13 protein-coding genes are annotated in these 12,516 nt (G+C 72.4%); 6 read left to right on the top strand and 7 right to left on the bottom strand.

What is annotated here, in order from left to right:
* Nucleotides 1-7 precede the first annotated feature (7 nt).
* The gene (locus Psi01_RS09540) at nucleotides 8-1,276 is read left to right on the top strand and encodes an MFS transporter (protein WP_204063587.1); all 1,269 of its coding nucleotides are present in this window, start codon (nucleotides 8-10) and stop codon (nucleotides 1,274-1,276) included.
* On the opposite strand, the gene Psi01_RS09535 is transcribed toward Psi01_RS09540, so the two are convergent.
* From Psi01_RS09535 to Psi01_RS09520, 4 genes are read right to left on the bottom strand one after another with little or no spacing between them, the layout of a single operon-like run.
* A complete protein-coding gene (locus tag Psi01_RS09535; RefSeq protein ID WP_204063586.1) occupies nucleotides 1,245-2,264 on the bottom strand; it encodes an LLM class flavin-dependent oxidoreductase in 1,020 nt (339 codons plus the stop codon). The genes Psi01_RS09540 and Psi01_RS09535 overlap by 32 nt on opposite strands.
* Nucleotides 2,243-2,977, bottom strand: coding sequence for a thioesterase II family protein (locus Psi01_RS09530; RefSeq protein WP_204063585.1), 735 nt, complete (start codon nucleotides 2,975-2,977; stop codon nucleotides 2,243-2,245). The genes Psi01_RS09535 and Psi01_RS09530 overlap by 22 nt, the downstream gene beginning before the upstream one ends.
* A complete protein-coding gene (locus Psi01_RS09525; protein WP_204063584.1) occupies nucleotides 2,974-7,227 on the bottom strand; it encodes a non-ribosomal peptide synthetase in 4,254 nt (1,417 codons plus the stop codon). The genes Psi01_RS09530 and Psi01_RS09525 overlap by 4 nt, the downstream gene beginning before the upstream one ends.
* Complete coding sequence (locus tag Psi01_RS09520) at nucleotides 7,224-7,550, bottom strand: acyl carrier protein (protein ID WP_204063583.1); 327 nt, start codon at nucleotides 7,548-7,550, stop codon at nucleotides 7,224-7,226. Before Psi01_RS09520 ends, Psi01_RS09525 begins: the two co-directional genes overlap by 4 nt.
* 241 nt (nucleotides 7,551-7,791) lie before the next feature.
* Between Psi01_RS09520 and Psi01_RS09515 the strand changes: the two genes are divergently transcribed.
* Both Psi01_RS09515 and Psi01_RS09510 read left to right on the top strand, forming a co-directional pair.
* Nucleotides 7,792-8,169, top strand: a complete 378-nt coding sequence (locus Psi01_RS09515) for a hypothetical protein (protein ID WP_204063582.1) — start codon at nucleotides 7,792-7,794, stop codon at nucleotides 8,167-8,169.
* A 73-nt stretch (nucleotides 8,170-8,242) separates the two neighbouring features.
* The gene (locus Psi01_RS09510) at nucleotides 8,243-8,986 is read left to right on the top strand and encodes a class I SAM-dependent methyltransferase (protein ID WP_204063581.1); all 744 of its coding nucleotides are present in this window, start codon (nucleotides 8,243-8,245) and stop codon (nucleotides 8,984-8,986) included.
* 13 nt (nucleotides 8,987-8,999) lie between these two features.
* On the opposite strand, the gene Psi01_RS09505 is transcribed toward Psi01_RS09510, so the two are convergent.
* Nucleotides 9,000-9,482: a MarR family winged helix-turn-helix transcriptional regulator gene (locus Psi01_RS09505; RefSeq protein WP_204063580.1), complete on the bottom strand. Its 483-nt coding sequence runs from the start codon at nucleotides 9,480-9,482 to the stop codon at nucleotides 9,000-9,002.
* A 68-nt stretch (nucleotides 9,483-9,550) separates the two neighbouring features.
* Between Psi01_RS09505 and Psi01_RS09500 the strand changes: the two genes are divergently transcribed.
* From Psi01_RS09500 to Psi01_RS09490, 3 genes are all read left to right on the top strand, one after another.
* Entirely contained in the window at nucleotides 9,551-10,150 is a 600-nt protein-coding gene (locus tag Psi01_RS09500; RefSeq protein ID WP_204063579.1) for a TIGR03086 family metal-binding protein, read from the top strand.
* A gap of 98 nt (nucleotides 10,151-10,248) precedes the next feature.
* Nucleotides 10,249-10,728 carry a nucleoside deaminase gene (locus tag Psi01_RS09495; protein ID WP_204063578.1) on the top strand — a complete coding sequence of 160 codons (480 nt, stop codon included), beginning with the start codon at nucleotides 10,249-10,251 and terminating at the stop codon, nucleotides 10,726-10,728.
* Between the two features lie 65 nt (nucleotides 10,729-10,793).
* On the top strand, nucleotides 10,794-10,979 hold the full coding sequence (locus Psi01_RS09490) for a hypothetical protein (protein ID WP_204063577.1): 186 nt from the start codon (nucleotides 10,794-10,796) through the stop codon (nucleotides 10,977-10,979).
* Between the two features lie 141 nt (nucleotides 10,980-11,120).
* Here the strand turns inward: Psi01_RS09490 and Psi01_RS09485 are convergent, their stop codons facing one another.
* Nucleotides 11,121-11,396, bottom strand: coding sequence for a hypothetical protein (locus tag Psi01_RS09485; RefSeq protein WP_204063576.1), 276 nt, complete (start codon nucleotides 11,394-11,396; stop codon nucleotides 11,121-11,123).
* A gap of 459 nt (nucleotides 11,397-11,855) precedes the next feature.
* Nucleotides 11,856-12,506 (bottom strand): HAD family hydrolase, encoded by a 651-nt coding sequence (locus tag Psi01_RS09480; RefSeq protein ID WP_204063575.1) that lies wholly within the window; start codon nucleotides 12,504-12,506, stop codon nucleotides 11,856-11,858.
* Nucleotides 12,507-12,516: the final 10 nt, after the last annotated feature.

Below are 12,516 nucleotides of genomic sequence, written 5' to 3'. Positions count from 1 at the left end.
ATGGACCATGGCACCCCCCACCAGTGAGCAGGCGAGCCTGTGGCGCAACGCCGACTTCCTCCGGTTATGGGCCGGACAGAGCCTGTCGCAGTTCGGGTCGTACGTCACCTACTTCGCGATCCCCGTCATCGCCGTCACCGTGCTGAACGCCTCCCCCGAGGAGATGGGCGTGGTCGGCTTCCTGCTGCGGGCGCCGATGGTGCTGTTCCTGCTGTTCGGGGTGCTGGCCGACCGGGTGCGCAAGCGGCCCATCCTGATCTGGACCGACGTGGCGCGCGCCGTGCTGCTCGCGCTGATCCCGGTCGCCTGGTTCGCCGACATGCTCACGCTCGCCTGGCTGTACGTCGTGGTCTTCCTGATCGGGCTGTTCGGGACCATGTTCCAGGTCACCTACCGCAGCTACTTCCCGTTCCTGGTGCCGCCGGAGAACTTCCTCGAGGGCAACTCCAAGCTGCAGCTGACCGAGTCGCTGGCCAACACCCTCGGTCCCGGCGTCGCCGCGGCGCTCCTCAAAGTGATCGCCGCGCCGGTACTGCTGATCGTCGACGCGGTGTCCTACCTGGCCTCGGCCGTCGCGGTCGCGCTCATCAAGCGGCCCGAGGACCGGCCGGAGGCCGACGACACCACGGCGCGGCAGATCCACCGGGCCATCTGGGAGGGCGTCCTGTGGGTGATGAAGCACCCGCTGATCCGCCCGCTGGCGATCTCCTCCGCGGCGTACTCCCTGTTCATCCTGGGCGCGATGAACTCCATCTACGCGCTGTACGTGATCCGCGAGCTGGGCGTGCCCGCGGCCTGGTTCGGCAGCATCCTGGCCGGCGGCGGCGTGGGCGCCATCATCGGCGCGCTGCTGGCCGTACGGGTGATGCGGCGCTACTCCGTCGGCGGGGTGCTGCTCTGGTCGACCGCGTACGGCAACATGGCGCTCTTCCTCATCCCGCTGGCCTCCGGGCCGACCTGGCTGCAGGTCACCATGCTGGTGGTGGCGCAGGTCCTCACCGGCGCCACCGCGCAGATCTTCTTCGTCACCAACACCACGCTCGTGCAGACGATCACCCCGCCGCATCTCCAGGGCCGGGTGGTGGCCTCCATCTACTCGCTCGGCCTGATCCCCGCGCCGCTGGGCGCGCTGGGCGCCGGGCTGCTGGCCGGGGCCGTGGGCATCCGGCCGGCGCTGTGGGCGGTCATCGCGATCGGCGCGCTGGTGCCGATCGCCGCGCTGGCGTGGTCGCCGCTGGCCAAGCTCAAGCAGATGCCCGAACCAGCTGAGCGATGAGCCGCAGCTGCCGGCTGCGCAACCGCCGGGTGGGCGTGACCAGGCCGACGATCAGGCTGGTCGCGCCCGCCTCGCGGTAGGCGGCGACCCGCTCGCGCAGCTTCCCGGCCGGGCCGCACAGGGTCATGGCGTCGATGAGCGCGTCCGGCAGCAGGGCCATGGCCTCGCCCTGCCGCCCGTCCAGGAACGCCTCCTGCAGCCGGTCCGCCTCCTTCTCGAAGCCGAGCGAGGCGGCCAGCCGGTTGTAGAAGTTGGTGCGCCGTGAACCCATGCCGCCGAGGTAGAGGGACAGCATCGGCCGCATCATGTCGTAGGCCAGCTCCTGGTCCTCCTCGACCAGCGTGAGCAGCATCGGCGCGACGTCGATGTCGCGTCCCTTCAGGTGGGCCCGCATCTCGGCCAGGTGCTCGGGCGGGAAGTGGATGGCCAGCCAGCCGTCGGCCAGCTCCCCGGCCAGCTCGACCATCTTGGGGCTCATCGCCGCCAGGTAGACCGGCAACCGCTCCTGCACCGGCGAGACGGCCAGCGACAGCTCCTTGCCCTCGCTGCCCTCCAGCGGCAGCGTGAGCGTCTGTCCCCGATAGCTCACCGGGGCGCCGCCGAGCGCCAGCCGTACGACCTCCAGATAGTCCCGGGCGCGGGCCAGCGGCCGCTCGAAGCGCTCGCCGTGCCAGCCCTCCACCACCTGCGGCCCCGAGACCCCCACCCCGAGCCTGGCCCGGCCCCCGGACACCTGGTCGATGGTGGCCGCCGTCATCGCCGCGACCACCGGCTTGCGCCCGGACATCTGCAGCACGCCGGTGCCCAGCACGATCCGCTCGGTCTGGCCGGCGATCCAGGCCATCAGGCTCGCCGGGTCGGTGCCGTACGTCTCCGCCGCCCACACCGACTCGTAGCCCAGCGCCTCCGCCTCGCGGACCAGCGCGAGGTGGTCGGCGGGGCCGAGCCCCGCGCCGCCCCAGTAGCTCATGCTGTAACCGAGGCGCATCCCATCTCCTGAGTGATCGCGGCGGCCAGCGGGCCGGGAGTCTCCTCGGCCAGCCAGTGGGTGCTGTCGAGCGGGCGCAGCGCCGGCCGGTGCGCGCTGTGCCTGCGCCAGCCCAGCAGGCCGCCCCGGCTCAGCGAGCGGTCCCGGGTCCCGTACAGGACCGTGACGGGGACGGGCAGCGGCGGCGCCGTCCGGTGCCGGTAACCGGCCAGCAGCCCGAAGTCGGCGCGCAGCGCCGGCTCCAGCACCGGCCAGAGCGCCTCGCGCTCGGCCAGTTCGGGCGGGACGCCGCCGAGGTCGAGCAACTGCTCCCAGAACAGCCACGACGGCAGCGCGGGCAGCCGGCGCATCAGCGGCGTGATGTCCGGCGCCGCGAACGAGGCCACGACCAGCCGCTCCGGCGCGCCGCCGAGCTCCATGACCCGGCGGCAGACGAGGTAGGCCAGCAGCGCGCCGCTGCAGTATCCGAACAGCGTGTACGGCTCGCGCCACCCGGCCAGGTCCCGGGCCAGGTCGTCGACCAGCCCGTCGAGGTCGGTGCGCGGCGGCTCGGCGAGCCTGGCCTGGCGGCCCGGCAGGTTCACCGCCCACAGGCCCACCTCGGGCGGGAAGTGCTCGGCCAGCCCGGTGAGCGAGGAGGGGCCGCCGCCGGCGTGCGGGAAGGCGACCAGGGCCCGCTCTCCCTCCTTGACCTGGACGAACCACGGGGTCATCGGGCGCCTCCCAGGTGGGCGGCCAGCTCGGCGGCGGTCGGGTGGTCGAACACGGCCCGGACCGGCAGGGATCGTCCGGCCAGCTCTTCGAGCGGGGGGATCAGGCGGACGGCGAGCACGGAGTGGCCGCCGTTGAGGAAGAAGTTGTCGTGCGGGCCGAGGCCGGGACGGCCCAGCGCGTCCCGCCAGAGGTCCACGACCTTCCGCACGAGCCCCTCGCCCGCCTCGGGCGGGGCGCCCCGCTGCTCCTCGGGTACGGCCAGCTCCAGGTAGGCGATCTTGCCGTTGGCGGTGGTGGGCAGGCGGTCGGTGAAGACGTACTCGGTGGGCACCGCGTAGTCGGGCAGCCGGGTCCTGGCGAAGCGCCAGAGTTCCTCGCGCATGTCCTTGCGGGCGGCTTCGCGACCGGGGTCGGGAGCGGCCGCGGGTTCCCGGCCGGACTCGGAGGCGGCCGAGGCGGCCCCATGGGCGGCTTCCTGGCCCGGCTCAGGGGCGGTTTCGCGGCCGGTTTCGACGAACGCCACCAGGCGGCCGTCGGTCTGCGGGTCGCCGTCCAGGACGACGGCCGCCGCGCGGACCGCCGCGTGCTCGTGCAGGACCGCCTCGACCTCGCCCAGCTCGATGCGGTGGCCGCGCAGCTTGACCTGCCGGTCGTCGCGGCCCAGCAGCTCCAGGACGCCGTCGTGGCGGAGCCTGGCCCGGTCGCCGGTGCGGTAGAAGCGGCCGTGGCGCCCGTGCCGCCCGAAGCGCTCCGCGGTCAGCTCCGGCCGGCCGAGATAGCCGGCGCTCACCCCGTCGCCCGCGATGCACAGCTCCCCCGGCACGCCCGGCGGCATCTCACGACCGTGGTCGTCGAGGATGAGGATCCGGGTGTTGGCCAGCGGCTCCCCCACCGGCACCGGGTCGCCGGGCGGTTCCACCAGCTCGGCGGCCGTGGACCAGATGGTGGTCTCCGTGGGCCCGTACACGTTGAAGACCCGGCAGCCGAGCCCCAGCAGGTCCCTGGCCAGCGCGGCGGGCATCGGCTCGCCGCCGCACAGGACCGTGCGCCCGGCCAGCTCCCCTCCCGCCTCGGGCACGATGAGCCGCCAGGCGGTCGGCGTGGCCTGCGCGACCTCGACCGCTCCGGCCAGCTCCAGGAACCGGCGGGGCTGCATCTGGTCCTCGTCCGAGGCCACCACGACCGTGCCGCCGACGGCCAGCGGCAGCAGCAGCTCCAGCCAGGAGATGTCGAAGGAGGGCGTGGTGGACCAGAGCACCGAGCGCGGCGCGCCCAGCCGGTCGGCGAAGTCGAGCACGAGGTTCACCAGGTTGGCATGGGTGACCTGGACGCCCTTGGGCCTGCCGGTGGAGCCCGAGGTGTAGATCACATACGCGATGTCCCCCGGCTCCGGAGCGATGTCCCACGACCCTCCGGGGACGGCCGTGGATTCCGGCATCGCCGCCACGGGCGTACCGCCCGCCCACTCCGGCCGTTCCGCACCGGTGATCACCAGGCGGGCGCCGGAGTCGGACACCTGGTACGACAGACGCATCTCCGGCTGGCGGACGTCCAGCGGCAGGAACGCCGCCCCCGCCTGCCACGTCCCGAGCACGGCGGCCACCAGGTCGGCCGAGCGGTCCAGGCCCAGCGCCACCAGGTCGCCCCGCCGCACCCCCCGCTCGCGCAGGAGCTCGCGTACGGCGGCGGCGCGCCCGAGCAGCTCGTCGTAGGCGACCTCGCGCGCGCCCTCCCGCACCGCGACCGCCTGCCCGGGCCCGATCCGCGAGAGCAGCGTGCCCGATATGCCCGGTGTGCCGGGCGTGTTCGGCGTGTTCGGCCACTCGCGCGCGGTGTCGTTGACCCGGTCGAGCAGCGCCCGGTCCGCCGGGGACAGCACGTCGGCCACCGCTCCCGCGGCGGCCTGCCGGAGCACCGAGGCCATCCGGGCCGCGAACGCCTCGATCTCGGCCTCGTCGTGCACCTCGGTGCTGTGCCAGGCCCTGATCGTCAGCCTGCCCGGCTCCTGCACGGCGACGACCTGCAGGTCGAGGCGGCTGCGGTCGAACAGGTCCTCGATGTAGCCGGGCACCTCCCCGCGGATGCGCACCTGCTCGTCGCTCCACGGCCGGTAGTTGAACATGTGCCGGAACAGCGGCACCCGCCAGTCGTCGGTGCCGTGCCCGCGGTGGGCCAGTACCGCCTCCACCGACGCGTCGGCGTGCTCGACGCCCTCCGCCCAGACCTCCTCGACCCGCCTGGCGACCTGGCCGAAGTCCTCGTCCAGCTCGGCGCGCACGCGCAGCGGGAGCGTGCTGACGCCGTAGCCGACGTGTCCCTGTCCGGTCGCGGACCTGGTGCTGACCGGCATGCCCACCACCAGGTCGGGCCCCGCCCCGTGGCCGCGCAGCGTCAGCAGGAAGGCGGTGGCCAGCACGATGTTGCCGGTGGTCCGCAGCCTCGTGCGGAGCTCGTCGAGGGCCTTGACGGTCTCCTCGTCCACCTCCCACGAGCAGGTGTGCCCGGCGAAGGTGGGGCTGGACGGGGAGTGCCTGCTGCCGGGCAGCACCATGGCGGCCGGGTCCGCGCCGTCGAGCCGCTCCAGCCAGTAGTCCAGCGACTCCTGCGACGGGGCGCCGGGCTCCAGCATGGGCGCGGTGACGGTCAGCTCGGCGGGCAGCGGGTCGTGACCCGTCTGGCTGTCGTAGAAGCGGCCCAGCTCCTCCACCAGCACCTGCATGGAGTGGGCGTCGATGACGATGTGGTGGCCGACCAGGCAGACGACGCTGCCGCCGCCGGGCAGGGTGAAGTGGCCCGCCCTGATCAGCAGGTCGCGGCCGAGGTCGAACGGCTCGTCCAGGAAGCGCTGCAGGTCGGCGACCAGCGTCTCCTCGGTCGTGGACCGGGTCACGAGCTTGAGCTGCGCGTCCTGCGGCGCCGTGAGGTGCCTGACCGGTGCGCCGCCCACCACGGGGAACCTGAGCCGGAGCGCCGGATGCCGTTTGACCAGGCGGTTCACCGCGATCTGCAGCGGCAGCCTGCGGAGGGTCTCACTCGTCCTGAACGCGACGGCCAGGTTGGAGACGCCGCTGTCCGGGGCGAGCTGCTCCAGCACCCAGAAGGAGTACGGCACCGCCGTGAGCGGGCGGACGGGCTCCATGGACGGCGGCAGCTCGTCGCCCGGCCTCGGAATCGGGATGCGCTGCAACGGGTGGTCGGGGTCCAGCGCCCGCCAGTCCACCGGGCAGCCGGCGACCCAGAGACGGGCGAGGGCGGCCAGGAACCCGCGCCGGTCCCGCCCCCAGACGTCCGCTCCGGCGGACGCCCGATCGTCGTGAGCCGCCGGGTCCTCCCGCACCGCCTCCGCGACCAGCTCGCCGAGCGGACGGGTGATCGGTGCGACGACGCCCAGGTCCGCGAGCACGGCGGTCAGGGCGTGGCGCATGGTGAAGGCCGCGGCCGCGCCCGTCCAGTCGGCCGGCAGCTCGACGCCGTGGGCCTCGAAGGCCTCCGCGCAGACGTCCACGGTCTCGGTGAAGACCCGGTCGACGCCGTACAGCGCCGCCGCCAGCTCGGGGTGCACCGCGTCCGGGGTGACGGCCGGGGCGGTGCCGGCGCGGCCGTGGAAGACCTCGGCCGTGCGGGCGTCAGCGGCGTCCGCGGCCCGGGGGGCGGCCTCCGCGCCCTGAGGGGTCTCCGCCGCGCCCTGAGGGGCTGCGGCGGTCAGGGCCGCGGCGGTCTCGGCCGCGCTCTCGCAGACCACCGCTCCGCGCACCGGGTGCACCGCTCTGCCCCGCTGCAGGGTCCCGACGGCGTCGGCGAACAGCTCCCCGCGTAAGCCGGCGAAGAAACCCGCCAGGCTGCGCCGTACGGCGTCCGCCTCCTCGGGGGTGCGGCCCGACCACACCACCACGCGCGGCCCGGCGGCGGCGGGGGCGTGGACGGGCGGATAGCCGTCCTCGATCGAGGAGTCGTCCGGCCAGATGATCCGGTGCACGATGTCGCCGTCGAGCAACGCCCGGTCGAGCAGTCGCAGCACCAGCGTCCCGGTGAGCGCGGCGACGTCGGTGCTCTCCGCGACGGCCAGCTCGCATTCTCCGGCCAGCAACGCGGCGCACGCCTTGCGCACCCCGTCGAACGCTCGGACGACCTGCGCCGCCGGATCGTGTCCCGCCTCCTCGACGGCGTCGTCCGGCCCGGCGAACCGGCCCTGGGCGATGATCGCGACCGGCCTCTCCTCCAACTCGGTCTCGGGCTCGGAATCGGTCACCGGCCGTCCTCCCGGAGGCGGGCGCGGATGTCGCGGCGGCTGCCGGTGACCGGCCGCCGTCTGGTGGTCTCGGCCCGCGCCTGCCCGCCGCCCTGCGCGATCAGGCGGCTGAGCGCGGCCAGGTTGGGGTGGGTGAACAGCGCGGTGGCCGGCAGGTCGACGCCGAGGGCGGTGGTGATGTCGTCGTGCAGTTCGACCAGGGTCAGTGAGTTCAGTCCCGCTTCGAAGAAGTTCAGGTCGGGATCGAGGGGGCGGCCAAGCCGCCGTTCCACGAGCTCCGCCACCAGGCGCTGGTGGTCCGTCGGCCGACTGGCATGGGTCATCCGGCATCCTTTGTCTGAGCCTGAAGACTGAGGCCTCCTGCCGGCGGGATCACCGTCCGGCATACGCATCCTTCCCGAGTCACATAAGCATCGACAAGCCCGGATTTTTCGTATTTCTCCGGAAATTACGGCCTAGGAATCGCGGACACCCGCCGGGGTGGTCGTGAACAGAACGCCGACCAGGGCTGATCATCACGCGGGCTCGTCGGTACAGTGATGACGCGAGCACGGTGGACAGAGGATGAGGCGAATCTTGTTCTTTGAGCGCAGCCACGCGACGGGAAGCGACGTGGACGACCCCGACGGGCGAGCCGTACAGCGGGCCCCCCAGGCCGCCCACCGGCAGGGGCAACCGGGCAGGAGCGCCCGGCGGGCCGTACCGCAGCGCCAGGACCCCGCCACGGCGCAGGACGGCTCCGCCTCCGAACGGGTCAAACAGGCCGCCGACCGGCTCCGGCAGGCCAAGCAGCAGGCGCAGCAGGCCCGGCAGCGCGCCCTGCAGGCCAGGCAGGCCGCGCAGATCGCCCACGCGGCCGCGAACCTCGCCTACCGCGAGACCCACGCCATGATCAGCCGGGCCGCCGGCACCCGGCCGGCCGAGACCCGCGAACACCGGTGACGGTGAACGCCTGCCGTGACCGGGAGATCAAAATTGTTGGACAACGCATACGCCCGCTGCCACCGTTGCCGGCATGCGACAGGATGAGATCTGGGACGCCGAGACCGCCCGGCGTTACGACACGCCGGGCACCGGCATGTTCGCGCCCGAGGTCCTGGGGCCGGCCGTGGACCGCCTCGCCGAACTGGCGGATGGCGGACGGGCGCTCGAGTTCGCCATCGGAACCGGTCGCGTAGCCGTACCGCTCGCCGAGAGGGGGGTGCCGGTCACCGGCATCGAGCTGTCGCGCCCGATGGTCGATCAGCTGCGGACGAAGGCAGACGAAGCGGCGATCCCTGTGATCATCGGTGACATGGCCACGGCCACCGCCCCGGGGGAGTACGCGCTCGTCTACCTCGTCTACAACACGATCTCCAACCTGCTCACCCAGGCCGAGCAGGTCGAATGCTTCCGCAACGCCGCCCGCCACCTCACCCCCGGCGGCCGGTTCGTGATCGAGCTCTGGGTGCCCGAGCTGCAGAGGCTTCCCCCCGGCCAGCAGGCCACGGTCTGGCATTGCGAGCCCGGTTACATCGGCCTGGACACCTACGATGTCCTGCGCCAGCACGTCGTGTCGCACCACTTCAGGTTCGACGACGGCAGACAGGCCCGGCTGTTCCGCAGCCCGCACCGCTACATCTGGCCGGCCGAGCTCGACCTCATGGCCCAGCTGGCCGGATTCGAGCCGGAGAGCAGGCACGCCGACTGGACCGGAGCCGCCTTCACCGCCGAGTCGCGTTCCCATGTGTCCGTCTACCGCATCCCGCCGAGCGGCTGAGGACCGTCCCGTGTCATGAGGGCCGGTCCGGGTCGGCGATCTCCTGCTCGGACAGCGCGGACAGCGTCCGCAGGCCGCGCAGGAAGGCCTCGCGGTCGTCGTCCGCGAGGCGGGCCAGCAGCCGGTCCTCCCAGCGCCTGATGTCGGCCCGGGCGGCGTCGCGCAGCCGCCGCCCTTCCGTGGTGAGCAGGAGCAGGCGGACCCGGCGGTCGCGCGGGTCGGGCCGCCGTTCGATCAGCCCGCGATCCTGCAGCCCGTCGAGCACCCCGATGATGCGCGTCTTGTCCGCGCCGATGGCCTGCGCCAGCGTGCTCTGGCTGCGCATCGGCTCCTCGCCCAGGGCGAGCAGCACCGCGTACGCCCACATGGACAGGCCGTGAGCCCGCAGCACCGGCAGTTCGGCCGCTATCAGGGCACGGCCCAGCGGGACCGTCATCGCCGCCAGGTGGGGCCGTCCGTCATCGGTCTCCGGGCCGTCCGCCGCGCTCTCCGCCATGGCACAAAAATACGACGTCGCAAATGATAGGCATGGACAGATGATAAGCATATGCATATCATCCGGTCATGCAGACTGTTGATCTACGGGCGGCGGACGAGCGGGCGGTCCGGACGAGCGTCGCACTGGTGGCGAGGGCGACCCCGGACGACCTCGACCGCCCCACGCCGTGTTCGGCCTGGACACTCGGCGACCTGCTCGCCCACATGACGGCCCAGCACCGCGGGTTCGCCGCGGCCGCGCGGGGCCACGGCGCCGACCTCGCGGTCTGGAGCCTCCGCCCGCTCGGCGAGGACCCGGTCACGGAGTACGCCGAGGCCGCCGACGACGTCCTGGCCGCCTTCGCCGGACGGGACGTGCCGGAGCGGACGTTCGCCCTCCCGGAGTTCGGCCCCGGCGCGGCCTTCCCCGGCGCCCAGGCGATCGGGTTCCACTTCATCGACTACGTGGTGCACGCCTGGGACGTCGCCCGTTCCCTCGGCCTGCCCTTCGAGCTGGACGACGACCTGGCCGGGGACGCCCTGCGAATCGCCCTGGCGGTTCCCGACGGGGACCACCGGCTCAGCCCGGGCGCCGCCTTCCGCCCCGGCCTGCCCGCTCCCGGGAACGCCTCCGCCCTCGACCGGATCCTCGCGGCGCTCGGCCGTTCCCCGGACTGGCCCGCCTGACCGGCGGGCCGTACCCGTGAGCGCGCCCCGGGCGTGACGGGGGCCGCGGGCGGGCAGTACCGTCGGAGATCCGATCTTCTCGCAGGGGAGGTGCGCCCGTGGACGAAGGAGACCTTCGGCATCTGCGGCGATGCGTGGAGCTGGCCGCGGAGGCGCTGGAGAAGGGCGACGAGCCTTTCGGGTCCGTGCTGGTGTCCGCCGGCGGGGAGGTGCTGGCCGAGGGGCACAACGAGGTGGCCTCGGGCGACCAGACCCGCCACCCCGAGTTCGAGCTGGCCCGGTGGTCCGCGACGCACCTGACCCCGGAGGAACGGGCCGGAGCCACCGTCTACACCTCCGGCGAACACTGCCCCATGTGCGCCGCCGCCCACGCCTGGGTCGGCCTGGGCCGCATCGTCTACGCCGCCTCCTCGCAGCAGCTGTCCGCCTGGCTGAGCGAACTCGGCGTCCCACCGTCCCCGGTGCGGACACTGCCCGTCCACGAGGTCGCCCCCGGCGTGACGGTGGAGGGCCCCGCCGCAGAACTGACCGACCAGGTCCACGCCCTGCACCGCCGCTTCCACCAGAAGCAGCCGTAGATCTCCCAGGACCGGTACGGCCCCTCCGCACCCCGACCGGGCCTGATGACCCTGCGGGCCGGAGCATGCGGGAGCCGGGCATCGGGGTGGACAAGCCGCAGGACGAGGCAGCGTGGGATGCCGCCTGGGAGGACGACTTCTCCACCGCCGTGCCGAGGGGCTTCGCCCTGGCGGCGAAGGTAACCGGGGTGCCGTTCACCCCGGACATGCTCGACCGTCCGATGCTCGTGGGACCCATCACGGAAAGATGATCGTCTGCGGCCGTCCAGGAACGGCCGGCGCAGCACGGCGATCTCGAGACACCGATCGGCCGGCGGACACGAGCAGGGGCAGGGTCCGCCGACATGCGGGCCCTGCCCCTTCTCTCAGTCTTCGCCGTGCCAGATGCGCAGCTAGCAGCGCACCTGGTGCTGGCTGCGGCGACGCTCTTGACGCCGCAGGTGGTATCCCTCGCGGCCCCCGCCGACACCACCGCAGTCGAACAGATAGTAGGCGGTGGCGCGCCAGTGACAGCCACTCGTGCGGTGGTTCAGGGACGCGCTGCCGGCAGTGATCTCGTCCGGCAGCGTGCACGGCTCGAACCTGTGATCATGCACGGGCACGCAGGTCACCATCGGCGCGTCGGCCATCCGCACCCACCAGGGCCGGGTCTTGTCGGTCTTGCTCATACGGTCACCTTCCGGCTCCGTGACACCCCGGGCTGGGGCCGTCACAAGACCGGATGCACCGTGATCACCTCCGACTTTCGTGCACGACATATCGACACCGACGTTACCGCGAGCCGTAGGAGCGTGCGAGTGACGAGACCGCGTTGCCGGCTCCCGGCGGAGAGTCAGGGCATGACCAGGACCGGCCGCACACGACTGGCAGGATCGCGGAGTCATCTGGACGAACAGGAAGGCCCCTGACGGCGTGACGCCTGTTCAGGGGCCTTTCTCTCTGTGAGCCGACGAGGGGAATCGAACCCCTGACCTTCTGTTTACAAGGGAAGGGCAGACACCTAGTCAGCGGCGTCCCGCCCTGGTGAAGCAGTAGATAGGGGATGGTGTCGTGTGATCGTGTAAGGCGGTGTTGCTGTACGGCGCTGCTGTACAGCACTCCCGGTGAGCTGTGACATGATCCCTCGGTCAGCGCTCGCCGTGCAGGATCTCCATCGCCTGGAGCACGTCCGTGACAACGTGGTCCGCTTCGTGCTCCTGCCTCGGCCATGTCCCCCGGTCGATCCAGACCGTACGAAGGCCGGCGGCCCGTCCTCCGCCGATGTCGGCGACCAGGTGGTCACCGACCATCCATCCCCCGGCGCCCAGACTCATGCCACACCGCCGGGCGGCGATCTCGAACAGCCCGACATCCGGCTTACGGATGCCTTCGAGTCCCGAGAGCGCGTAGGCGTCGACAGCCTCGGCCAGCCCCGTCCGCTGGATCTTCCCGAGCTGGTTGTCCGCCGTCCCGTTGGTGACGATGCCCATCTTCCACCCTGCCGCGCGGAGCCGTAACAACCCGTCCATCACCTCGGGCCGACAGCGCACCAGGTACGGCATACGCCGTCGATAACGACCCCATAGTTCTTCGGCCGACTCGGACAGGGTGAAGTGCTCGCGAACCACCCCGAAGAAGACCTCACGATGCGGATAGCCCTCCCGGTCGAGAGCGAACAGCCAGTCAACCGCCTCGGAACCGAGGCCGTGCTCCTCGACAAACTCCGCGACCCACTCCCGGAACGCCTCGTCCAGGTTCACGAGCGTGTTGTCCAAGTCGAAGAGCACAAGCCGTTGCATAAGTCGCCCT

Origin of the sequence: Paraplanobispora siamensis (genome assembly GCF_016863175.1) — a bacterium.
Classification (GTDB): Bacteria; Actinomycetota; Actinomycetes; order Streptosporangiales; family Streptosporangiaceae; genus Planobispora; species Planobispora siamensis.
The sequence above is the reverse complement of the archived record's forward strand: the minus strand, read 5'-3'. Positions and strand labels throughout refer to the sequence as shown.